This window comes from Brachybacterium sp. p3-SID957 (genome assembly GCF_025144775.1).
Taxonomy (GTDB): domain Bacteria; phylum Actinomycetota; class Actinomycetes; order Actinomycetales; family Dermabacteraceae; genus Brachybacterium; species Brachybacterium epidermidis.
The window spans coordinates 1-22,052 of the sequence record NZ_JALXKT010000002.1; the positions used below are offsets into that span (position 1 = coordinate 1).

Genomic DNA, 22,052 nt, shown 5'->3' on the forward strand with positions numbered 1-22,052 from the left:
GCGGCGGGGCCCCCCCCCCCCCCGGCCCCCGGCCCCCCGGGGGCCGCCCCCGGGGGGGGCCCGCCCCCGTCCGCTCGTAGGTCGACCCTATGCGGTCAGGACGGGCCGGACCTGCACAAAGATCCGGACTCTGGGCTCAGGCGTCCCGCGAGGGGGTGCCGTCGATGTCCTGGGGTGCACCGGGGATGCGGTCCCCGGCCGTGGCCGTCGCCGTGGCAGCGCCACCGGCGACATGCGAACCGCCCTCCTCCGCGCCGACCGGGAACTGGCCGGTCTCCGGGATCGGCTCGGCCGGCGCCCCCATCGGGGAGGTCAGGTCCTCGCCGTGATGATCGGCGCGCACCGGGAACTCCGGATCGTCGGAGAGGGTGCGGCGCACCTCGGTGATGCGCTGCTGCTCCTCACGCTCGGCGAGCTCGGCCTGGGCGACCTGCTCCTCGGTGGGCTCGTGGTCGCGCATACCCACCTGCAGGTCCTCGTCCACCTCGCCCAGGGCGCCGGTGGTGACACGGTACTTGTGGCGCAGGATCTCCAGGCGCAGCACCTTGGACAGGAAGTAGATGCCCAGCAGGTTGGGGATCGCCATCAGGAAGAACATGGCATCGGAGAACGCGATCACCGAGTCCAGGGAGATGGCGGCACCGACCACGACGGCAACGACCCAGACCACGCGGAAGACGGTCTGCACGGACTTCTTGGAGCCGAACAGGTACATGGCGTTCAGCTCACCGTAGTAGGCGTAGGCCAGCACGGTGGAGAAGCCGAACAGGGCCACCGCCACCAGCAGCAGCATCGGGAACCACGGGGCCACGGTGCCGAAGGCCTGCGCGGTCAGCTGCACGCCGTCCGCACCACCGGTGGTGTACACGCCGGTCACCACGATCGCGATCGCGGTGAGCATGCAGACCACCACGGAGTCGATCAGCGGCTCCCACATGGCGGTGAAGCCCTCGGTGGCGGGCTCCTTGGTCTTGGAGGCGCTGTGCGCCATGGCGGCCGAGCCCACGCCGGCGGCGTTGGAGAACAGGGCACGCTGGATGCCGATGACGGCCACGCCGATGACGCCGCCGGTGACGCCCTCGGCCGTGAACGCGCCGGCGATGATCAAACCGATGGCCTGCGGGACGGCGCTGACGTTCGAGACCACGATCAGCAGCACGCACAGCACATAGACCACGGCCATCGCGGGGGTCAGGGCGGAGGTCCAGCGGGCGATGGACTTCACGCCGCCCAGGACCACCACGGCCACCATGATTGCCATGACCAGGCCGATCAGCCACTGGTTGGACTGCAGGAACTCGCTGCCGGTGCCGGAGGAGATGATGGCGGCGACCTGGTTGGCCTGGAAGAGGTTGCCGGCGCCGAACACGCCCACCAGTGCGAAGATCGCGTACATGGTGGCGAGGACCCCGCCCAGCTTGCGCTTCCCGATGGAGGCCAGGCCGTCGCGCAGGAAGTACATGGGACCGCCCTCGGTGGTGCCGTCGGCGTTCACCTTGCGGAACATGACGCCCAGGGTGGCCTCGGCCATCTTCACGCTCATGCCGAAGATGCCGAAGATCGCGATCCACAGGGCCGCGCCGGGGCCGCCGGCCACGATGGCCACGGCCACGCCGGCGATGTTGCCCAGGCCCACGGTTCCGGAGAGCTCGGTGGCCAGGGCCTGGAAGCTGGAGACCTCACCGGGGTCCGTCTTGGCGGTGTACTTGCCGCGGATCACCTGGATGGAGTGCTTCAGACCGGTGATGGGCTGGAAACGCAGCCACACGGTGAGGAACACCGCGGCGGCCATCAGCCACACCACGATGATGGGGATGCCCCCGGCGACCGGTATCGCGTAGAACACGATGGCGCTCAGCGCCTCGGCGAAAGGCCCGAAGATCCTCTCGATCAGGGCATCGATTCCGTTCATGGGCAGGCTGCTCCTCTGGCGGGTTCTCCGCCGCTTGGTCTCGTCTGCACGCCGGGTTCGGGATCGCTCCCCGACCCGCTGCGGCCGGGCCCGGCTCGGGCTCGGCCCGGGCCGTCGGCACGGGGCCGAGGACGCGCCGCAGCGACCGCCGACCCACTGATCGACGGCTGCTGCGTTCTGGGCTCCTTCACTGTAGGGAGGCCCTGTGTCCGCTGGGCAACCGCTGTGCGGGGACCCTCGCGCTCCCGTCCTACCAGGTCAGATACTGTTCCCGGTCGTTTCGCCCCGTCCCTGCTGTGATGTGGTCGTGACCCCTTCTTCACAGGTCGTTCACAATGGGGGTGACCGAGGGCACACGAATGGCCCGGCCCCCGAGGGGACCGGGCCGTTCACGAGGGCCGATCCGGCCCGCGCCTGGTCACATCAGCTCACGCCGAGGCGCTCCATGATGATCTCCCGCACGCGGCCGGCATCGGCCTGGCCGCGGGTGGCCTTCATGATGGGGCCGATCAGGGCGCCGATGGCCTGCACCTTGCCGCCCTTGATCTTCTCGACCACGTCGGGGTTCTCGGCGATGGCCTGGTCCACCGCGCCGGTGAGGACCGAGTCGTCCGAGACCACGGCCAGGCCCTCCTGCTCGACGATCGCGGCCGGATCGCCCTTGCCCTCGAGCACCTTGCCGAGGACCTGCTTGGCGATCTTGTCGTTGATTTTCCTGCCGTCCACCAGGCCCTGCAGCTCGGCGATCTGGGCCGGGGTGACGGCCAGCTGCTCGAGCTCGGTCTCCTGCTCCTTGGCGGTGCGGGCCAGCTCGCCCATCCACCACTTGCGGGCGGCCTGGGGGCTGGCACCGGCCGCCACGGTGGACTCGATGAGGTCCAGCGCACCGGCGTTGATGACGTCGCGCATCTCCAGATCGGAGTAGCCCCACTCCCCCAGCAGCCGGCGGCGGCGGGCAGCGGGCAGCTCAGGGAGGGCAGCGCGGAGCTCCTCGACCCATGCGCGGCTGGGAGCCACGGGGACCAGGTCCGGCTCGGGGAAGTAGCGGTAGTCCTCCGCATCGGACTTCACCCGCCCGGAGGAGGTCTCGCCGGTGTCCTCGTGGAAGTGGCGGGTCTCCTGGACCACGGTGCCGCCGGCGTCGAGGATCCCCGCCTGGCGGGAGATCTCGAAGCGCACGGAGCGCTCGATCGAGCGGAAGGAGTTGACGTTCTTGGTCTCGGTGCGGGTGCCCAGCGGCGACTCGGGAGAAGGCCGCAGCGAGACGTTGACGTCGGCGCGCACGTTGCCGCGCTCCATGCGGGCCTCGGAGACCTGCAGGGTGCGGAAGATGTCCCGCAGGGTGCGCACGTACGCGGCGGCGACCTCGGGGGCGCGCTCGCCCACGCCCTCGATGGGACGGGTGACGATCTCCACCAGCGGCACGCCCGCGCGGTTGTAGTCCACCAGGGAGCGGGTGGCGCCCTGGATGCGCCCGGTGGCGCCGCCGAGGTGGGTGTTCTTCCCGGCGTCCTCTTCCATGTGGGCGCGCTCGATCTCCACCCGCACCGTCTCGCCGTCCTCCAGCTCCACGTCGATCCAGCCGTCGAAGGCGATCGGCTCGTCGTACTGGGAGGTCTGGAAGTTCTTGGTGAGGTCCGGGTAGAAGTACTGCTTGCGAGCGAAGCGGCAGTGCTCGGCGATCTGGCAGTTCAGGGCCAGACCGATCTTGATCGCGTACTCGATGGCCTTCCCGTTGACCACCGGCAGCGTGCCGGGCAGGCCCAGGGAGACCGGGGTGATCGCGGTGTTGGGATCGGCGGCGAACACGTTGGGGGCGCCATCGAACATCTTGGTGTCGGTGCCCAGCTCGACGTGCACCTCGATGCCGAGCACGGGGTCGTAGCGGTCCACCGCCTCGTCGTAGTCCACCAGGGGATCGGTACGCATCAGTTCACTCCTCCAGCGAGCTCGGGGGCCTTGTCCAGCAGCGGGCCGCCCCAGGCGTCCTCGAGCAGGGCCTCGAGGGCCCCGCCCACGCGGTACAGGCGCTCGTCGGCCCGCGCGGGTGCCAGGAACTGAATGCCCGCGGGCAGGCCGTCCTCGGCCAGGCCGCTGGGCACGGAGATGCCCGGGGTGCCGGCGAGGTTGGCGGGGATGGTGGCGATGTCGTTGAGGTACATGGCCATCGGGTCGTCGAGCTTCTCGCCCAGGCGGAAGGCGACCGTGGGTGCCGTGGGCGAGGCCAGCACGTCGACCTTCTCGAAGGCGGCGGAGAAGTCGCGCTGCACCAGGGTGCGGACCTTCTGGGCGCTGCCGTAGTAGGCGTCGTAGTAGCCGGCCGAGAGCGCGTAGGTGCCCAGCAGGATGCGGCGCTTGACCTCGGCGCCGAAGCCGGCACCGCGGGTGGCTGCCATGACCTGCTCGGCGGTGGCGCCGCCCTCAGGGACGACCCGCAGCCCGAAGCGCATTCCGTCGAACTTGGCGAGGTTCGAGGATGCCTCAGACGGCATGATCAGGTAGTACGCGCCGAGCGCGTAGCGGAAGTTGGGGCAGGAGACCCGCACGATCTCGGCGCCGGCCTGCTCCAGCTGCTCCAGGGACTCCTGGAATCGGGCCCGCACCTCGGCAGCGAAGCCCTCGCCCTCGAGCTCCTCGATCACGCCGATGCGCAGTCCCTTCACATCCCGCCGGCGGGCGGCCTCGACGTAGGGGCCGACGGGGTCCGGCAGTGAGGTGGAGTCGCGCGGGTCGTGCCCGGCGATCAGCTCGTGCAGCAGGGCGGAGTCCTCGACGGTGCGGGTCACGGGGCCGGCCTGGTCCAGGGAACTGGCCATGGCGATCAGGCCGTAGCGGGAGACGGAGCCGTAGGTGGGCTTGACGCCCACGGTGCCGGTGACGGCACCGGGCTGGCGGATGGAGCCACCGGTGTCGGTGCCGATCGCCAGCGGCGCCTCGTATGCGGCGACCGCGGCGGAGCTGCCGCCGCCGGAGCCGCCGGGGATGCGGTCGCGGTCCCAGGGGTTGCGGGTGGGGCCGTAGGCGCTGGTCTCGGTGGAGGAGCCCATCGCGAACTCGTCCATGTTGGTCTTGCCGAGGATCGGCAGGCCCGCGGCGCGCAGGCGCTCCACCAGGGTGGCGTCGTACGGCGGCACCCAGCCCTCGAGGATCTTGGAGCCCGCGGTGGTGGGCATGCCCTCGGTGACCACGATGTCCTTGACGGCGATCGGCACGCCGGCCAGCTCGTGCAGTTCCTCACCGGCGGCGCGGCGGGAGTCGATGTCACGGGCGGTGGCCAGGGCGTCGTCCTGGTTCAGGTGCAGGAAGGCGTTCAGGTCGCCGTCCACGGCGGCGATGCGGTCCAGGTGGGCGCGGGTGAGCTCCTCGGAGGAGACCTCCCCGGCCTTCAGCGCAGCGGCCTGGGCGGCGGCGCTGCGGCGGATGATGTCAGTGTTCATGGGTGTGCTCACGCTCCTCACTCCTCGCCCAGGATCTGCGGGACGGCGAAGCGTCCGTCCTCGGCCTCGGGAGCACCGGCGAGCGCCTGCTCCTGGGTGAGGGTGCCGGTGACGACATCCTTGCGGAACACGTTCGTCATGGGGATGGGATGGGAGGTTGCGGGGACGTCGGCCGTGGCGACCTCGGAGACGGAGGCGACAGCGTCCATGATGGCGTCGAACTCGCCGGGAAGGCGGTCGATCTCCTCATCGGTGAGCTGGATCCGTGCGAGGTCGGCGAGGCGTGCGACGTCGTCTCGTCCGATAGAAGGCATGGGAACAGTCTAGGTCGCCTCGCCGGGAGCGGCTCGCACCCGGTAGTGGTACCCGGTGATCCGCTGGAATCCCAGGCCGGTGTACAGGGCGTGGGCGGCGGGGTTGGTGATCTCCACCTCCAGCAGGGCGCGCGTGGCACCCTGCTGGGCAGCGGAATCGAGCAGGGTGCGTGAGAGCGCCTTGGCGATGCCCTGTCTGCGGTGCTCGGGGTGCACGGCGATCATGTTCAGCACGGCGATCCGCTCGCGGCCCGCCTCGACCAGCGCGGCGCGGCCCACCCCGATGGGCTCCTGCTCCTTCGCTGCTGCCGGGGCGGGCACCATCACCTGAACGGCGGGGGTGCCGGCGAGGATGTCGTGCAGGGTGCTGCGGGCGTGATCGCCGTCGCGCGGCGCCAGGTGCCAGGCGGCGTCGAACCAGGTCTCGTCCAGCGCGCCGACGACGGTTTCGTGCGGGGGTGCCTGGCCGGCTCCTGCACGTGGTGCGGGGGCCAGGGCCAGTTCGAGCACATGACTGGCGCCTGCGGTGCCATAGCCGCGGGTGGCCAGCAGATCGTCGAGGGCGGTGGGTTCGTGCCCCTCGAACACCCGGAACGTCGGGGGTTCCTGCACTGCTTCCCACATTCCTTCGAGGCGTGTGACCGCGTCCTCCAGGGCGTCGGTGTGGGCGCGCGGATCGATGGGCACCGCACTGTTGGCACGCCGGGTGATGCCCCGTGAGCGCAGCAGGGCGAACCCGTCGATGTCCAGGCGCGCGAGTGGCCGCCACCCACCGATGAGTGTCTCCAGCAGATATCCACGCGAGAGTGGATCGGTCTTTGCTGGGTCACGGTGACGGGGGGCAGATCGTCTGGGGCGTCGGGGGGACATCTGGATGAGAGTAGGCAGTTCTGCCCCCGGTAGGCTGTGCGCGACGCCCTGCGAGACACCGCCAGAGAAGAGGATCGCCGCCATGTCCGTCGACCCGAACATCGACTACTCCTCCCACGATCCCGAGGACAAGGAGGAGCTCTCCGACGATCCCCGGATCCGCGAGGCCCAGGAGTACGAGGCGAAGATGCGCCGCGCCCTGGCCACCAAGGAGGATCCGCTGCGGGACTCGGAGACCACCTCGGAGCGGTTGAAGCGCCTGGCTCGCGAGGACCAGGAGAAGAAGGCTGCCGGGGGCCCCGACCAGGCCTGATCCGCACACCCGCGATCGACCGGTGACGCCGACACTCCCCGCCGGGGGTGTCGGCGTCATCGTGCATCCAGCTGACTCCCCGGGCGCGCCCTTGGACGATCCTCCCCAGCGATCGATCGTCCACAGGCAGGCATGGACCGAACCGTCTGTCAGGCCCCCTTGTCACACTGGGTCCATGTCACAGACCTCAGACCCGTCCGGCCCCAATCCGCCTGCCGATCCAGGCGCGCCGGAATCAGCCCTGCACGAGGAGGCGCTCGAGGCCCTCCGCGCGCTCACGGGTCGTGAGGATGCGCAGTTCCACGACGGCCAGTTCGAGGCGATCCAGGCGCTGGTGGAGCAGCGGCGACGGGTGCTGGTGGTGCAGCGCACCGGTTGGGGGAAGTCGGCCGTGTACTTCCTGGCGGCGCTGCTGCAGCGCCGTCGCGGCATGGGCCCGGCGCTCATCATCTCCCCGCTGATCGCCCTGATGCGTGACCAGGTGGCGGCGGCGCAGCGGGCCGGGGTACGGGCTGCGGCGATCAGCTCCGCGAACCCCACCGAGTGGGGGGACATCGAACAGGGCCTCGCAGCAGATTCCCTCGACGTGCTGCTGGTCTCCCCGGAACGCCTGGTGAACCCGCGGTTCCGTGAGGAGCAGCTGCCGCGTCTGGTGGAGCGGTGCGGCCTGCTGGTGATCGACGAGGCGCACTGCATCTCCGACTGGGGCCATGACTTCCGTCCGGACTACCGGCGGCTGCGTGATCTGGTGGCCGAACTGGACCCGGCCGTGCCCGTGCTGGCCACCACTGCGACCGCGAACTCGCGGGTGGTGGCGGATGTGGAGGAGCAGCTCGGTGTCACCGCGACCACCGATGCCACCCTCGAGGGTGATCCCGCCCAGAGCAACGGTCCCCAGGGCTCGCCTGCTCCGGACTCGGCGGTGCTGACCCTGCGCGGGCCTCTCACGCGGGAGTCCCTGCGTCTGGGCTGCCTGACCCTGCCCGATGATCGGGCACGCCTGGAGTACCTGGTGGAGCACCTCGATCAGCTGCCGGGGTCAGGCATCATCTACACCCTCACCGTCTCGGCCGCGGAAGATCTGGCCGACCTGCTGGACCGGCCGGGCCGCCGGGTGCGGGCCTACACCGGCCGCACCGACGCGGAGGAGAGGGCCGCGCTCGAGCAGGCGCTGAAGGACAACCAGGTCAAGGCGCTCGCAGCCACCAGTGCCCTGGGCATGGGGTTCGACAAGCCGGACCTGGGGTTCGTGGTGCACCTGGGCGCCCCCAGCTCCCCTGTGGCGTACTACCAGCAGGTGGGCCGCGCCGGTCGCGCCACCGACTCTGCTGACGTGCTGCTGCTGCCGGGCCGGGAGGACCGCGCGATCTGGGAGTACTTCGCCACCGCCTCGATGCCCTCCCAGGAATCCGCCGACGCCGTCCTCGCCGAGCTGGCGCGCGCCGGTACACCGCTGTCCACGCCGGCGCTGGAGGCCCGCGTGGACATCAAGCGCAGCCCGCTGGAGCTGCTGCTGAAGGTTCTCGCCGTGGAAGGCGCGGTCCAGAACGTCAAGGGCGGATGGGTGACCACCGGCCTGCCGTGGACCTACGACGCGCCCCGCTACGAGAACGTGGCCCGCGCCCGCCGTGCCGAGCAGCAGGCGATGCTCGACTACGAGCGCCTCCAGCCCGGTGAGCCGCAGCAGTGCCGGATGGTGTTCCTGGCCCATCAGCTGGACGATGCGACCGCACAGCCCTGCGGCCGCTGCGACGTGTGCGCCGGGCCCTGGTACCCGGCGCCCGGCAGCAGCGGCGTGACCGCTGCCGACGCCCGATCCGGTTCCGCCGAGCAGGCGCCCGGCGCCGGGCAGTCCCCCGCCGACGACTCACGTCAGGCCGTCTCCCGCCTGCTGGATCGCGTGGGCGTCCCCGTCGATCCGCGCAAGCAGTGGCCACAGGGCCTGGACCGCCTGGATGTTCGCACCGAGTCCGGGACGGCCCCGCGGGGGAACATCCCGCCCGCAGAACGGGTGGAGGAGGGCCGCGTGCTGGCCCGGATGTCGGACCTGGGATGGGCGGTGCCCCTGCGGGAGCTGCTGACGGTGGACGAGCAGGGCCACGCGATCGATGCGGAGGTCACCCCGCGCATCGCCCAGAGGGTGGTGGAGGTGCTCACCGACTGGGACTGGGAGCAACGGCCGGCCGCCGTGCTCGCCGTCCCCTCACTCTCCCGGCCCCGCCTGGTGCGTTCCTTGGCCGACGGCATCTCCCGGGTGGGCCGCCTGCAGGATCTGGGGGACCTGGGACTGTCCCCCACCGCGCAGCCCCTCCACGGGGCACGCAACAGTGCGTTCCGAGTGGCCGCACTATGGGACCGCTTCGCGGTGCCGCCGGCCCTGGCCCAGGCGATCAGCGAGCTTGACGGTGCCCCGATCCTGCTGGTGGACGACGCGATCGACACTCGCTGGACCATGACCATCGCCGGGCGTCTGCTGCGTCGCGCTGGTTCCGGCCCGGTCCTGCCCCTGGCTCTCGCCCAACAGGCCTGAATCCGCCGTTGGCCCTCGCCGGCACTCCTCAGTCCTCGTCCGTGGAAGAAGCCTCCTCCTCCGTCACCGTGTCGCCGACGCCGGCAGGACCGTCCGCCAGCAGGGCCACGAACCCGGCCTCGTCGAGGATCCGCAGGCCCAGCTCCTCGGCCTTGGTGGCCTTGGAGCCGGCGTTCTCCCCGACCACCACGTAGTCGGTCTTCTTGGAGACCGAGCCGGAGGCCTTCCCGCCGCGCGAGATGATCGCCTCTTTGGCACCGTCGCGCGTGAAGCCCTCCAAGCCACCGGTGACCACCACCGTGAGCCCCTCCAAGGTCTTCACGAAACCCTCCTCGACGTCGTCGGCCATGCGCACGCCGCTTGCCTCCCATGCCTTCACCAGGGCCTCGTGCCAGTCCACCGCGAACCAGTCCCGCACGGACTCGGCGATCACCGGGCCCACGCCGTCGGTGCCGGAGAGGTCCTCCAGGCTCGCCTCGCGGATCGCCTGCATCGAGCCGTAGGCGGTGGCCAGGGAACGGGCGGCCGTCGGCCCCACGTGGCGGATCGACAGCGCCACCAGCACCCGCCACAGTGGCTGGGCCTTCGCCTTCTCCAGCTCTTCTATCAGCTTCAGGGTGTTCGCGGCAGGACGCTCCTGGCCCACCTGGCGCCACTCGGCATCGCGCTTGTAGTACCGCCAGGTGGGGCGGGACCAGAAGGCCGGGGCGATGCGCCAGTCCCCGGTAGGCTCCCCGTCGCGTCGCTCCGGCTGCCACACCACCACCTCGTGGAGGTCCTCGGCGGTGAGGTCGAAGAGGTTCTCGCCGATGCGCACCACGGGCTGCTGGGGGGCGGGCAGGGCCGGATCGTCCTCGCGGGTGATGCGCAGCAGCGGCACCCCGTCGGTGCCATCGGTGACCTCTCCGTTGCGGATCACCGCGAAGGGCTCCGAGTCCAGGGCCTCGGCGGTGCGGATCGGCACGTGGACCGCGTGGCCCGCCCGCAGGGCAGCGAGGGCCTGCTCACGGCGCTTGTCCGGGTCGGTCAGGGCGATCGCGGACTCCTCGCCCAGGGACTCGATGTCGAAGGCTCCGCGGGAGGCGGCATGCTCGATGCGTCCGGTGACTTGGGCGGGGCAGTCCTTGGCGTTGGGGCAGCGCCAGTCCTTGTCGCCCTCCTTCTCCGGCTTGATGGGGGTGCCGCAGGAGGGGCAGTCCGTGGGCATCACGAAGGGGCGTTCGGTGCCGTCGCGCAGTGCCTCGACCGCGCCGATGATCTCCGGGATCACGTCCCCGGCCTTGCGCAGCACGATGGTATCGCCGATCAGCACGCCCTTGCGCTCCACGTCGTACTGGTTGTGCAGGGTGGCCATCTCCACGGTGGAGCCGGCCACCTTCACCGGCTCCATCACGCCGTAGGGGGTGACCCGGCCCGTGCGGCCCACGTTGACCTGGATATCCAGGAGCTTGGTGGTGACCTCCTCGGGCGGGTACTTGAAGGCGATCGCCCATCGTGGAGCGCGGGAGGTGGAGCCCAGCGCGCGCTGCTGGGCGAAGGAGTCGATCTTGATGACCACGCCGTCGATCTCGTGCTCCACGTCATGGCGGTGCTCGCCGGTCTCGGCGATGAACTCGCGCACCTCCTCCAGTGTCGCCAGCACGCGGGTATGGGGCGAGGTGGGCAGGCCCCAGGAGGCCAGCAGCTCGTACACCTCGGACTGCGAGCTCAGGGTGACGCCCTCGTGGGCGCCGATGCCGTGCACATAGACGGCGAGCGCCCTGGAAGCGGTGACCGCGGTGTCCTTCTGCCGCAGGGAGCCGGCGGCGGTGTTGCGGGGATTGGCGAACTCGGCGAGCCCGGCCTCGCGACGCTGCTCGTTGAGCTTCTCGAACTCGGCGGTCGGGTAGAACACCTCGCCGCGCACCTCCAGCAGGGCGGGCGGGTCCTCGACGTCCAGCCGGTCAGGGACGGTGTCGATGGTGCGCACGTTGGCGGTGACGTCCTCGCCCTCGCGCCCGTCGCCGCGGGTCACGCCGCGCACCAGTTCGCCGTTCTCGTAGACCAGGGAGATGGCCAGGCCGTCGATCTTCAGCTCGGTCAGGTAACGCACGTCCGCGGCACCGGCGCCGAGCCCCTCCGCGGCGCGGTGCGCCCAGGCGTCGATCTCCTCGAGGTCGAAGGCGTTGTCCAGGCTCATCATGCGTTCGATGTGCTTCACCGCCGCGAAGCCCGCGGCGACCGCGCCGCCCACGCTCTGGGTGGGGGAATCAGCCGCGGCGAGCTGAGGGTTGGCCTGCTCGAGCTTCCGGAGCTCGCGTTCGAGCCGGTCGTACTCGGCGTCCGACAGGGTGGGCGCGTCGTTCTCGAAGTACTCCACGCGCGCCTGCTCGATCCGGGCGGTGAGCTCGGCGATGCGCTCCTGCACCGGACGGGCGTCGCTGTGCTCGGCAGGGTTCTCTGTCTGGTCCTTCTGGGTTCCGCTCACGGGGCACATTCTCGCCCATGACGGGCCGGAGGTGTCAGCGCTGCTGGTCGACGAGGGCCTGGAGTGCGCCGTCGAGCCGCGCGGGCCAGGGCCCGTCCCACACCACCCGCAGGGAGCGACGCAGGTCCACCCCTCGTACGGGGACGTGCACCAGCCGGCCCTCGCGGATGTCGGCGGTGACCACCAGCTCGCTCAGCAGAGCGCAGCCCGCTCCCCCGGCCACGGCGGTGCGCACCGCGGCGTTGGAGTGCAGCACCAGGGCCGGTGGGGCGATGGCTCGCGGTGCCAGTGCTCTGGCCAGCACATCGCGGGTGCCGGAGCCCTCCTCCCGCACGATCAGTGCGGTGGCGGCCAGCTCCTCGGCCTCGATACCCTCCCTGTGGGCCCATGGGTGGGTAGGAGCAACCACCGCGATCAGGCGGTCGTGGCCGATCACACGGCTGTGCAGCCCACTGGGGTCATCGGCCCCTTCCACGAATCCGAGGTCTGCTCGGCCGCGCCGCACGGCCGAGAGCACCCCGGCGGTGTTCTCCACCTCGAAGGTGGCGGGTACACCGGGCAGGTCGGCCGCCAGTGCGGCGAGGAAGCTGGGCATCAGGTGCTCGGCGATGGTCTGGGAGGCGACGATCCGCACCCGACCGCTGCCGGCCGCGCCCCGCACCTGCTCGACCAGACCATCGGCCGCATCGAGCACCCGCCGTGCATGCTCGACGGCGACCTGTCCCGCCGCCGTCGGGTCGGTGCCGCGGGCGCCGCGGTCGAACAGGCGCACGCCCAGGCGGCGTTCGAGGCGCGAGAGCTGACGGGAGGCGTTGGGCTGGGCGATGTCCAGGGCGGCAGCGGCGGCGGAGAGGCTGCCTCGCTCGGCGATCGTCACCAGCAGTTCGAGAGAGGCGATGTCGGGCCGGGCAGGGGTGCGGCCCGAACGAGGCGTGCCCCCGCTGCTCGAGCGTCCGGAGGGAACTGCAGAGCCTGTCATATCCCTGATGATATGGGGCCCAGCGGATTCAGGGGTTCTGCGACGGGCGGGTTCGGCGGAGGCTGTGCGGGTGTCCCGAAGCATCACCACTGCCCCCACCCACCCTGTGACTCCCGAGAAGGACGGGACTCCCCATCACCGGGGCGTGGCTCCCGGCCGGCGACCGAGCGCACTGCCGCGCTGGCTGACCGACCTGCTGCCCGGCCTGCTGCTGAGCCTTGTGATCGGCGTGGTCACCGTGGCCCTGGGCCGGATGATCCCGGAGGCGTCCCCGGCGCTGGTGGCGATCCTGCTCGGTGCGGTCCTCGCGAACTCGGGCCGGGTGCACCCCGCGCTGAATCCGGGCCTGCAGTTCACCGCACGCACCGTGCTGCGCGCCGGCATCGTGCTGCTGGGGCTCCAGCTCGCCCTCGGGGACGTCCTGGCACTGGGACCGGTGGTCATCGCCGCGATCGTGGCCGTGGTGGGGATCGGTATCGGCAGCGGGCTGCTGCTGGGGCGGATGCTGCGGCTGCCCTCGGATCTGACCGTGCTGATCGCCTGCGGCTTCTCGATCTGCGGTGCCGCGGCGGTAGCAGGTGTCAGCGGGGTGCTCTCCTCCGCGGACCGTCCGCAGGATCCCGAGCGGACAGCGCAGAGGGAGACCCGCACCGCGACAGCGGTGGCCCTGGTGGTCGTGTTCGGCACGCTGATGATCCCCCTGCTGCCGCTGCTCGCCCGGCTCCTGGAGCTCCCCGCGTCGACTTCAGGGATCTGGACCGGGCTGTCCGTGCTGGAGGTGGCGCAGGTCGTCGCGGCGGGCAGTCTGATCGGGGACCCTGCGCTCAGCGCGGCTGTGGTGGTCAAGCTCGGCCGCGTACTGATGCTCGCCCCTGTGGTGGCACTGCTCTCCATCGCCCTGCGTCGCACCGCCGCTCACGCGGGGCAGGGGGCAGATGCGCAGGCGCGCGGGCGCGGCGCGAGGGTGCCACTGGTGCCGGGCTTCGTGGCCGGGTTCCTGGTCGCCGTGGCGATCCGCTCCACGGGCCTGGTTCCGGCCACCGGCCTGGACGTGGCGCAGCTGGTGCAGGCAGTGCTGCTGGCGGCCGCCATGTTCGCCCTGGGCACCGGCGTGCGCGTGGCGCTGCTGCGCACCGTGGGCGCGCGGCCGGTGGTCCTGGCCTCGCTGCTGCTGATCGTGGTGACCGCCGTGGGCCTGGCCGGGTCGATGCTGGCCGGCTGATCCCCGCGTACCCGGGGCACGCGTACGGCGAGGGGCAGTCGCTGCCCCCGGGTGGCGGACCGGTAGCGGGAGGGCTGGTCGTGGGTGGGCGTCAGCGCTCGACGCGCTCGGCCCACGCGGGAGCGGCGCGCAGCAGGGCCTCGATGGTGGCCTCGTCCAGCAGTGTCGACGCGGCGGGCTGCTGGGACGGGTCGGGCTTCCCGCTGCGCACCGCATGCGAGGCGCCGGTATGGGCGATCAGGGTGAATCCGGCCGCATCCCTGACCGCGTATCCCAGCTTCTGCCAGGACTCCAGAACCCCGTCCAGGACCGCGGTCATACCTCCGCCGGGCCGAGGGTCCACCGCCAGCTCCAGGTGGCAGCCACTGTCATGGGCGGCGGCCAGCTCCTCCCACAGCACGCGTCCGGCAGGGGTCTCCAGCGACGGCAGGCGCGCCGGCGAGACCGCCAGGCGCCGCACCCCGATCTCCCGGGCAGTGCGCAGCACCGTCACGTCGGTGCCGATCCCCAGGGTGATCGACTCCGGATCGAGCACGCTGACCGTGCGCAGCCCGGCCATGAGGCACTGCCACAGGGTGCCGGCCTCCGGTGCGGGGAACGCGGGGTAGGTGCGCCTCCCGGACGGGGTGGGGATTCGACCCTCGACCACGGCGTTGACCGCGTCCTCGCGCAGCAGCAGGTGAGGCCGGGCACCGGGCACCCGCTCGCGCAGCAGTGCCAGGTGCTCGCCTAGCCCTTCAGCCAGCAGCATCGGCAGGTCCCGCACCGCACCGCGGTCCGCAAGGGTGCGCTCCCCCGACGGCAGGAAGGTCGCGGCCGCGAGGGTCACCGGGCCCATGGCAGTGACAGCCAGGGGGCCCTCATAGCCCAGCAGTGCGATGCGGGCGGCATCGAGGGTGCGGTCGCGCACGTCCTGCGCCCGCTGCCATGCCCGCCCGATGCCGGGGCCCAGGCGCCAGCCGTAGCTGGCCAGATCCCCGCTGGTGCCGGCCAGCAGGGCCAAGGTGGCGGGGAGCAGGTGGTCGGTGTCGTCCAGGCCGAGGGCCGAGGGGAGGTACAGGCGGGTGGCGATCTGCTCCTCGGGCGGGTCGCCCAGCAGGGACCGCAGCCGCATCAGGGCCAGCAGGAACGGGTCCTCGGCCACATCGTTGCCGATCGCCCCGGTGCCGAGCCGGAAGGTGCCGTCACCGGTGATCGTGACCAGGGGGCTCATGCGCGTCGCTCCAGGGTGGCGGCGGCGAGCACCCGGTCGCCGTCGTACAGGACCAGGGTCTGGCCGGGTGCCACTCCCCGCACCGGGGTGTCCAGGCGCACCTGCAGCAGCGAGCCAGGTGCATCGGGAGCGGGCACCTGCTGGATCACTGCGGGCACGGCCTCGCCGTGGGCCCGGATCTGGGCATGCACCGGACGACCTTCGGTGAGCTCCTCGAAGGAGATCACGTCGGTGGCGTGCAGCTCCCTGGTGGAGAGCAGTTCGGAGGCGCCCACGACCACCTGTCGCCGGGCAGGGTCGATGTCCACCACGTACCGGGGGCGACCGTTGGGCGCGGGGTGCTGGATGCCCAGGCCCTTGCGCTGCCCGATGGTGTAGCCGTGGGTGCCGGTGTGGGTGGCGAGCACGGTGCCGTCGGGGTCCACGACCTCCCCGGGGGCCTCCCCCAGGCTGCGCTCGAGGAAGCCGCGGGTGTCGCCGTCGGCGATGAAGCAGATGTCGTAGCTGTCAGGTTTGGTGGAGACTCCCAGGCCACGGGCCCGGGCCTCCGCGCGCACAGCCTGCTTGTCCTCGAAGTCGCCGAGGGGGAACAGGGAGCGCCCCACTGCCTCCGGTCCCATCACCGCCAGGACGTAGCTCTGGTCCTTCGCATCGTTGCGGGAGCGGTGCAGGGAGGGGGCCCCGCCCGGCCCCTCGGATCGGATACTGGCGTAGTGGCCGGTGCACACGGCGTCGAAGCCCAGCAGGGTGGCGCGCTCCAGCAGGGAGGCGAACTTGATCCGCTCGTTGCAGCGCACGCAGGGATTCGGGGTCCGGCCGGCCGCGTACTCGGTGAGGAAGTCCTCGACCACCAGGTCGTGGAAGTCGTCGGAGAGGTCCCACACGTAGTACGGGATGCCGATCCGGTCCGCTGCGCGGCGAGCATCGGAGGCGTCCTCCACGGTGCAGCAGCCACGGGATCCGGTGCGCCGCTGATCGCGGTTCTTCGACAGTGCCATGTGCACCCCCACCACCTCGTGACCGGCCTCGGCGGCGCGGGCGGCGGCCACGGCGGAATCGACGCCGCCACTCATCGCCGCCAGTACCTTCACGTGCTCGTCTCCTTCGATCAGCTCGGTCGTATCCGGGCCCCGGTCTCGGCCGGTCCCGGTTGCCGAGTCTACGGAGAGGCAGCCCCGCAGGACGGTGGCGCGCACGTGAGATGCATCAGACTCAGGTGCGACACGACACGTGCCGCCCTCAGCCGAACAGCGATCCCACGGCCCGGGCCTTCTGCAGCGCCTCGGGGAGGGCGGCAAGGAACAGGTCCACGTCGCGCTCCGTACTGCTCCAGCCGAACGACAGCCGCAGCGCTCCGCGCGCTTCAGCGTCACTGATCCCCATCGCCGCCAGCACCGGACTGGCCTGGGTGACCCCCGCGGAGCACGCGGATCCGGCCGAGCAGTCCACTCCCCGCTCGTCCAGCAGGAACAGCAGGGAGTCGGTGTCGGCCCCGGGGAACCGGACGTGGACGACGTGCCCGGCCTGCGGGGAGGACTCCGGGAGGGTGAACCGCGCTTCGGGGTCCACCGCGGCGATGCCTGCGCGGAGGCGGCCGGCGAGCGCACGGTAGCGGGCGTTCTCCTCCTCGCGGTGATCCATCAGCTCCGCGAAGGCGGCGGCGAAGGCGGCCGCGTGAGCGGCGTCCAGCGTGCCGGAGCGCACCCCGCGCTGCTGCCCGCCGCCGGTGCTAGTCACCGCCAGCGGCACCTCGGGCTTCGCCACCAGGACACCCACCCCCACCGGGGCTCCGAGCTTGTGCCCCGACAGCGACATCAGGTCCACGTCGTCCCACGACGGGGTGGGGACATGACCGATGCCCTGGACGGCATCGGTGTGCACCCAGGTGCCGTGCTGACGAGCCACGGAGGCCAGAGCGCCGATGTCCTGCACCGCGCCGGTCTCGTTGTTGGCCAGGGCCGCGCTGAGGACGCCCACGGCGCCGTCGGCGAGTGCCGCGGCCACCGCATCGAGCTCCAGGATCCCTGCGCCGTCCACCGGGAGGATCCGCGCCTCGATACCGGGGGGCGTCTCACCGCGGGCCGCCTGGGGGGACTCCAGGGAGCGGGCGGTGGCCAGGACGGCGGGATGGTCCGTCGCCGCGACAGCGACAGCGCGGCGCCGGGCATCAGCGGCCTGCGCCCCCAGGGCCACCGCCCGGATCGCGAGGTTGTCGGCCTCGGTGCCACCGGAGGTGAGGATCAGCCAACTGCGCGGTACGCCCAGCCGTTCGGCGATCGAGGCGAGGGCCTCGTCGAGCACGGCTCGTGCCCGCCTGCCGGAGGTGTGCACGGAGGAGGGGTTGCCCTGCACCAGCGATGCCTCCAGATAGGCGTCCCGTGCCGCAGGCCGTATCACCGTGGTGGCGGCATGATCGAGGTAGGCCCGTTCGGGGCGGGCATCTGACGTGGTCACCATGGCTTGGGCTGCTCCTCGCTGCCACCGTTGGGGTCGTCCTCGCCCTCGCCGCCCTGGGCGCCGCGGTTGCGCTCCTCCAGCTCGTCCTGCTTCTTCTGCTCCTCGCTGCCGCCGTCGGTGGGGGCCTCCTCCTCGGGGCCGTCCCCCTCAGGGTCCTCGCGCTTGGGGTCGCCGACCGGGGGCGGGGAGTCCCCGCCGGGCTGGTCGCCTTGCCCGCCCTGCTTGGTGTCGCGGTCGTCGGGGTCGTTGCCGGCCTCCTCATCGGCCTCGCGGCGCTTCTCGCGGATGCGCTCGCCGTTCTCCTCGGTGGTCTCGGAGTCCTCGTTGCCGGAGCCTTCCTGGCCCTCGCCCTCGCCGCCGGCGCCCTGCCCCTCACCTTCGCCACCGCCGCCTCCGCCGCCGCACACGGCCATCAGCTCCTCGGCCTCGTACAGCCGGTCGGCGCGCTGGGCGGGGTCCTCGATCTGCTCGGCCTGGCGCTCGATCGCGATGGCGAGGTTGTTGATGATCTTGCACTGGGCGTGCAGCGGCTGGTTGAGGTCCTTGCCGTTGTTCCACTTCTCCAGGGCCTGGCGCAGCTCCTCCTCGGCGGCGGCGTTCTCGCCCTGCTGCAGCAGGTCCGTGCCGCGGGTCAGGTGCGGGAGGTACGGCTCGAACCAGTTGGCCACCCACACCGGCTGCAGGCGCTCGATCGCCGTGGGGTAGGCACCGTCCTCGTAGGCCGACTGATGCCATGCCTGGGTGATCGGCATCGACACGAACTTCACCATCAGCAGTCCCAGTGCCAGGATCGGCAGGGCCAGGATCGCGAACACGATGGCCCGGGTGCGCCGCAGGCGCGTGACGTCCAGGCCGAAGTTCTCCGGGCGCCCCTTGGGGCGGGAGGCCCGCTCCAGCGGGGCATCCCCCTGCTCTGCATGCTGCTCGGCGCGCGGGGCATCGGTCGAGGTGCTCATCGCTGGGCTCCTGAGATGTCGTAGCGGTCCAGCCGTCGCGGCAGCCGGTAGGTCATCTCCCCCAGCTCCCAGATGAACAGGGCCGCCAGGGGGATCGCGGCGATCCAGTACCAGTCCTCGAAGCTGGCGACGCTGCGCGAGGACTCCATCGGCACCGGCCGCAGGGTGATCCCCTCCATGGTGCCCTCGATGGGTGCCTCCGGATCGGTGCGGTGCAGGTAGGGCACACCCAGGTCCGCGGCGATCTTCTCCAGCTGGGCCTGGTCGATCGAGGAGATGCCCTGGCCGCCGTCGCCATCGGGGATGTACTCCCCGTCGTTCTCCCCGCCGCGCGCCTTCATCGGCCCGCCCTCGGCCGTGCCGTAGCCGAGCACCGCTCCGCCGTCGACCATGGGGTTGGCCTGCCCGAAGGACTCCGACTCCCGCTCATCGGTGTTCTCCCCGTCGGAGAGGAAGTACACCAGGATGTGCGAGTCAGGGTCCTGCTGCCGGGTCTCCGAGAGGGCCGTGAGCAGCGAGTTCAGTGGACGATCGACATTGGAGCCCTGGGAGTAGGCGGTGGGCTCGGTGGTCAGGGTGTCGATCCACGCCCGCGCCGCGCCGGCGTCGGTGGTCAGCGGCAGCTGCTCGGTGGCGGTGGAGTCGAAGGCGATGATCCCGTAGCGGGCCCCTTCGGTCATGCCCATGATGCGGTCCATGTCGGCCTTGACGCCCTCCATGCGGGGCCGGCCCTCCGCATAGTCCTCGGCGTTCATCGAGCCGGTGCGGTCCACCACGAAGAACACGTTGGCGTTCATGCGCTGGGTCTGCTCGCCCTCCAGGGGGGTGACCGGTCGCAGCGCCACCACCAGCAGCAGCATCACCATCAGGGCGCGGCGCAGCCACGCCACCCGCTGGCGGGGCCGCAGCACCAGCAGTGTCACGCACGCGATCAGCAGCAGACCGAACAGCGGGATCGAGGCCCACAGCGGCATCAGCGGCTCGAGGCGGATCATCGGGCCCTCCATCCGATGGCGATGACCCCGATCAGGGACAGGAACGTCAGCACGAAGCCCAGCCCCGGATGGTCGGTGCGCACCACCGTGGGAGTGGCCCCCATGGCAGCGGCCTGGGTGCGCTGGATGTCCTGGATGATCGACGGGATCGCGTCCGGGTCCGTGGACTGGTACAGCACGCCGTCGTTGTCCTCGGTGGCCGTCCTCAGCTCCGCGAGGCACTCCTCACCGCACTCGTAGGCACCGGGGTAGAAGGTGTACAGGGTGATGTCACGGCGTGCGACCGAGTCGGCGGCCTCCTCGAGCGTGAAGATCGGGGAGCCGTTGACCTCGTTGTCGGTGGCGAAGATGATCGAGCGGGAGCGGTCCTCCTCGGCCCGGTCGAAGAGCATCCCGCAGGAGGCCAGGCCGTCCGGGACGATCGAGGCTTCATCGGCGATGCCCCGCGTGCCCTCCACGAAGTCGACGTACTTGCGCACCTTCTCGTCGTCATAGTCGCGGGTGCCCAGTCGGTATCCGAACTCGTCGAAGTCGATCGCCTCCGCACCTTCGGTGAGCTCGCGGTGGATCAGGTCGTAGTCGTTGGTCAGCGGGAACACCGTGCGGCTGGTGGAGTTGAAGATCGACAGTGCGACCCGCTCTCCTTCGAAGCCGTCCACCATCTCGGCGAAGGTCTGCAGGATCTCGGTGTCGTACTCGTACATCGATCCGGACACGTCCAGGCACAGCACGATGTCGCGGGAGGCGAAGTCAGGGGTCTCGATCCGCTCACTGGCGATCCGCCCGGAGAGCAGGGATGCGGCGACCACGCCGATCACCGCGATCGCGACCTGGAGCACCCGCACCACGCGGGCGGTGCGCTGGGCGCGCACGAAGCTCGGGATGCGGTCCATGTACGAGGAGTTCGCCACCAGCACGGGCGACTTCCGCATCGCCCGACGGTTCCAGAAGGTGATCGCCCAGACGGCCAGGGCGGCCAGCAGCAGCAGGGCGGTGACCCACCAGAAGATCATGACCATCGCCGGATCACCTCCCGGGCGCGGCGCACGGAGTCGTGCAGCTGGGCGTCCGGGGCCGGAGCGAAGTCCGGCTCGTACAGCGCTGCGATCAGCTCACCCACCGGCCGGGTGCGCGGCTCCGCCAGCAGGGTGGAGACGTCCTGGCTGGTCACGTCGTGCCCGGTGGTGCGGCGCACGAACCGCCGCATCACACCGGTGAGCTCGAGGTGCCCGGCCCGTGCCTCCAGCTGCCCGGCCTCGTGACGGTCGGCGATGTCGTTGACCGAGCGCAGGAACTCGGCCTTGAGGTTCTCCACGTCGCTGGGCCGGCGGCGATAGGCGGCACGCTTCTCGATCCCCCGGGTGATCCGCAGCGTGCCCCACACCAGTGCCGTGATGGTCAGGGCGCACAGGATCGCGAGGATCGCCCAGGCCACCGAGTACTGGGGCGGGTCGATGATCTCCGGCGGAGCGGCGAGGATCCGTTCAGGCACGAGCATGGCGGAACTCCCTCGACCTCAGCATCGTCACCATGTCGTCGATCACGGTGGTCTCCCCCGTGGACAGCACGTGGGACAGGTGCAGCCGATCCAGCATCTCGTCGATGCCCTGCCGACGTGCCTGGCGGTACGCCTGGACGTCCTGCGCCACCCGCTTGGAGGTGCGGGCAATGGAGGCGATCTCCCGGGGGGAGTCCACATCCACCACGTCGAAGTCGAGGGAGGCGGGCTGCAGGGGGTCGGCATCGGCGATGCGCACCACCATCACGTCGTGGCGGGTGGTCAGGCGGCGCAGCAGCGAGAAGTCCTCGACGTCGGGCCCGGCCTCGTCAGTGATGATCGTCATCAGGGTGGAGCGGCTGGTGACGCGGAAGGCCCGCTCGAGCAGCCAGGCCGTGTCCTTCGGGGGTGAGGCGGTGGTGGTGGCCTGCTGGATGGTCCGCAGCAGCAGCTCGAGGTGGCCGTCGCTGGAGCGGGCCGGAAGCTGGATCGGGTGGGAGTCGTCCCCGGCGACCAGGCCCACCAGGTCCCCGCTCTTCTGGGCCAGGTAGCAGATCATCCCGGCGGCCATCACCATCGTGTCGCGCTTGGAGCTGCCGTCGGCGGCGGTCGCGGCCATCGCCGAGGAGGTGTCGGCCACGATCGAGAGGTGCCGCACCCGCTCCTCGTTGAACTGACGGATCAGCGGCTCGCCCGAGCGCGCCGTGGCCTTCCAGTCGATGTCGGAGATCTTGTCGCCGGGCTGGTAGTACTTCAGGTCGTCGAAGTCCTCGCCGCTGCCCTTGAACAGTGACCGGCCGCGGCCCTGGATCAGGCCGCGCGCCCGGTTCGAGGTGTGCAGGTCCACCCGGGCCTTGACCCGGGTGAGCAGCGAGGTCGCCATCGGTGC

18 protein-coding genes are annotated in these 22,052 nt (G+C 71.2%); 3 read left to right on the top strand and 15 right to left on the bottom strand.

Annotated elements, in window-relative coordinates; all coding sequences use genetic code 11:
* Positions 1-136: 136 nt before the first annotated feature.
* The 5 genes from M3B01_RS00405 to M3B01_RS00425 form a co-directional block, all read right to left on the bottom strand.
* The gene (locus M3B01_RS00405) at positions 137-1,912 is read right to left on the bottom strand and encodes a sodium:alanine symporter family protein (protein ID WP_259788867.1); all 1,776 of its coding nucleotides are present in this window, start codon (positions 1,910-1,912) and stop codon (positions 137-139) included.
* A 423-nt stretch (positions 1,913-2,335) separates the two neighbouring features.
* Positions 2,336-3,841 carry an Asp-tRNA(Asn)/Glu-tRNA(Gln) amidotransferase subunit GatB gene (gene gatB / locus M3B01_RS00410; protein ID WP_259788869.1) on the bottom strand — a complete coding sequence of 502 codons (1,506 nt, stop codon included), beginning with the start codon at positions 3,839-3,841 and terminating at the stop codon, positions 2,336-2,338.
* The gene (gatA, locus tag M3B01_RS00415; RefSeq protein ID WP_259788871.1) at positions 3,841-5,349 is read right to left on the bottom strand and encodes an Asp-tRNA(Asn)/Glu-tRNA(Gln) amidotransferase subunit GatA; all 1,509 of its coding nucleotides are present in this window, start codon (positions 5,347-5,349) and stop codon (positions 3,841-3,843) included. Before gatA ends, gatB begins: the two co-directional genes overlap by 1 nt.
* 17 nt (positions 5,350-5,366) lie before the next feature.
* A complete protein-coding gene (gatC, locus tag M3B01_RS00420) occupies positions 5,367-5,663 on the bottom strand; it encodes an Asp-tRNA(Asn)/Glu-tRNA(Gln) amidotransferase subunit GatC (RefSeq protein ID WP_017823933.1) in 297 nt (98 codons plus the stop codon).
* A gap of 9 nt (positions 5,664-5,672) precedes the next feature.
* On the bottom strand, positions 5,673-6,350 hold the full coding sequence (locus tag M3B01_RS00425) for a GNAT family N-acetyltransferase (RefSeq protein WP_259788872.1): 678 nt from the start codon (positions 6,348-6,350) through the stop codon (positions 5,673-5,675).
* A 265-nt stretch (positions 6,351-6,615) separates the two neighbouring features.
* Here M3B01_RS00425 and M3B01_RS00430 point away from each other — a divergent pair, with 265 nt between their 5' ends.
* Both M3B01_RS00430 and M3B01_RS00435 read left to right on the top strand, forming a co-directional pair.
* Positions 6,616-6,846, top strand: a complete 231-nt coding sequence (locus tag M3B01_RS00430) for a hypothetical protein (protein WP_259788873.1) — start codon at positions 6,616-6,618, stop codon at positions 6,844-6,846.
* Between the two features lie 175 nt (positions 6,847-7,021).
* Positions 7,022-9,376, top strand: a complete 2,355-nt coding sequence (locus tag M3B01_RS00435) for an ATP-dependent DNA helicase RecQ (RefSeq protein ID WP_259788875.1) — start codon at positions 7,022-7,024, stop codon at positions 9,374-9,376.
* Between the two features lie 28 nt (positions 9,377-9,404).
* On the opposite strand, the gene ligA is transcribed toward M3B01_RS00435, so the two are convergent.
* Both ligA and M3B01_RS00445 read right to left on the bottom strand, forming a co-directional pair.
* Positions 9,405-11,852, bottom strand: a complete 2,448-nt coding sequence (gene ligA, locus M3B01_RS00440; protein ID WP_259788877.1) for an NAD-dependent DNA ligase LigA — start codon at positions 11,850-11,852, stop codon at positions 9,405-9,407.
* A gap of 25 nt (positions 11,853-11,877) precedes the next feature.
* On the bottom strand, positions 11,878-12,822 hold the full coding sequence (locus M3B01_RS00445; protein ID WP_259788878.1) for a LysR family transcriptional regulator: 945 nt from the start codon (positions 12,820-12,822) through the stop codon (positions 11,878-11,880).
* Between the two features lie 70 nt (positions 12,823-12,892).
* Between M3B01_RS00445 and M3B01_RS00450 the strand changes: the two genes are divergently transcribed.
* Positions 12,893-14,044: a YeiH family protein gene (locus M3B01_RS00450; protein WP_259788879.1), complete on the top strand. Its 1,152-nt coding sequence runs from the start codon at positions 12,893-12,895 to the stop codon at positions 14,042-14,044.
* A 91-nt stretch (positions 14,045-14,135) separates the two neighbouring features.
* On the opposite strand, the gene M3B01_RS00455 is transcribed toward M3B01_RS00450, so the two are convergent.
* From M3B01_RS00455 to M3B01_RS00490, 8 genes are all read right to left on the bottom strand, one after another.
* The gene (locus M3B01_RS00455) at positions 14,136-15,257 is read right to left on the bottom strand and encodes a hypothetical protein (protein WP_259788880.1); all 1,122 of its coding nucleotides are present in this window, start codon (positions 15,255-15,257) and stop codon (positions 14,136-14,138) included.
* Entirely contained in the window at positions 15,254-16,348 is a 1,095-nt protein-coding gene (mnmA, locus tag M3B01_RS00460; RefSeq protein WP_259788881.1) for a tRNA 2-thiouridine(34) synthase MnmA, read from the bottom strand. The genes M3B01_RS00455 and mnmA overlap by 4 nt, the downstream gene beginning before the upstream one ends.
* A 148-nt stretch (positions 16,349-16,496) precedes the next feature.
* On the bottom strand, positions 16,497-17,714 hold the full coding sequence (locus tag M3B01_RS00465) for a cysteine desulfurase family protein (protein ID WP_259788882.1): 1,218 nt from the start codon (positions 17,712-17,714) through the stop codon (positions 16,497-16,499).
* A complete protein-coding gene (locus M3B01_RS00470) occupies positions 17,708-18,670 on the bottom strand; it encodes a hypothetical protein (RefSeq protein ID WP_259788884.1) in 963 nt (320 codons plus the stop codon). Before M3B01_RS00470 ends, M3B01_RS00465 begins: the two co-directional genes overlap by 7 nt.
* The gene (locus M3B01_RS00475; protein ID WP_193864818.1) at positions 18,667-19,665 is read right to left on the bottom strand and encodes a VWA domain-containing protein; all 999 of its coding nucleotides are present in this window, start codon (positions 19,663-19,665) and stop codon (positions 18,667-18,669) included. Before M3B01_RS00475 ends, M3B01_RS00470 begins: the two co-directional genes overlap by 4 nt.
* Complete coding sequence (locus tag M3B01_RS00480) at positions 19,662-20,684, bottom strand: vWA domain-containing protein (RefSeq protein ID WP_259788885.1); 1,023 nt, start codon at positions 20,682-20,684, stop codon at positions 19,662-19,664. The genes M3B01_RS00475 and M3B01_RS00480 overlap by 4 nt, the downstream gene beginning before the upstream one ends.
* Positions 20,675-21,163, bottom strand: coding sequence for a hypothetical protein (locus M3B01_RS00485; RefSeq protein ID WP_259788886.1), 489 nt, complete (start codon positions 21,161-21,163; stop codon positions 20,675-20,677). Before M3B01_RS00485 ends, M3B01_RS00480 begins: the two co-directional genes overlap by 10 nt.
* Positions 21,150-22,046 (bottom strand): DUF58 domain-containing protein, encoded by an 897-nt coding sequence (locus tag M3B01_RS00490; protein WP_193864815.1) that lies wholly within the window; start codon positions 22,044-22,046, stop codon positions 21,150-21,152. The genes M3B01_RS00485 and M3B01_RS00490 overlap by 14 nt, the downstream gene beginning before the upstream one ends.
* Positions 22,047-22,052: the final 6 nt, after the last annotated feature.

Excerpts from the sequence above, each read along its gene's own strand:
- M3B01_RS00405 (WP_259788867.1), bottom strand. The coding sequence starts at position 1,912 with ATGAACGGAATCGATGCCCTGATCGAGAGGATCTTCGGGCCTTTCGCC.
- gatB (WP_259788869.1), bottom strand. The coding sequence starts at position 3,841 with ATGCGTACCGATCCCCTGGTGGACTACGACGAGGCGGTGGACCGCTAC.
- gatA (WP_259788871.1), bottom strand. The coding sequence starts at position 5,349 with ATGAACACTGACATCATCCGCCGCAGCGCCGCCGCCCAGGCCGCTGCG.
- gatC (WP_017823933.1), bottom strand. The coding sequence starts at position 5,663 with ATGCCTTCTATCGGACGAGACGACGTCGCACGCCTCGCCGACCTCGCA.
- M3B01_RS00430 (WP_259788873.1), top strand. The coding sequence starts at position 6,616 with ATGTCCGTCGACCCGAACATCGACTACTCCTCCCACGATCCCGAGGAC.
- M3B01_RS00435 (WP_259788875.1), top strand. The coding sequence starts at position 7,022 with ATGTCACAGACCTCAGACCCGTCCGGCCCCAATCCGCCTGCCGATCCA.
- ligA (WP_259788877.1), bottom strand. The coding sequence starts at position 11,852 with ATGTGCCCCGTGAGCGGAACCCAGAAGGACCAGACAGAGAACCCTGCC.
- M3B01_RS00445 (WP_259788878.1), bottom strand. The coding sequence starts at position 12,822 with ATGACAGGCTCTGCAGTTCCCTCCGGACGCTCGAGCAGCGGGGGCACG.
- M3B01_RS00455 (WP_259788880.1), bottom strand. The coding sequence starts at position 15,257 with ATGAGCCCCCTGGTCACGATCACCGGTGACGGCACCTTCCGGCTCGGC.
- M3B01_RS00465 (WP_259788882.1), bottom strand. The coding sequence starts at position 17,714 with ATGGTGACCACGTCAGATGCCCGCCCCGAACGGGCCTACCTCGATCAT.
- M3B01_RS00470 (WP_259788884.1), bottom strand. The coding sequence starts at position 18,670 with ATGAGCACCTCGACCGATGCCCCGCGCGCCGAGCAGCATGCAGAGCAG.
- M3B01_RS00475 (WP_193864818.1), bottom strand. The coding sequence starts at position 19,665 with ATGATCCGCCTCGAGCCGCTGATGCCGCTGTGGGCCTCGATCCCGCTG.
- M3B01_RS00480 (WP_259788885.1), bottom strand. The coding sequence starts at position 20,684 with ATGGTCATGATCTTCTGGTGGGTCACCGCCCTGCTGCTGCTGGCCGCC.
- M3B01_RS00485 (WP_259788886.1), bottom strand. The coding sequence starts at position 21,163 with ATGCTCGTGCCTGAACGGATCCTCGCCGCTCCGCCGGAGATCATCGAC.
- M3B01_RS00490 (WP_193864815.1), bottom strand. The coding sequence starts at position 22,046 with ATGGCGACCTCGCTGCTCACCCGGGTCAAGGCCCGGGTGGACCTGCAC.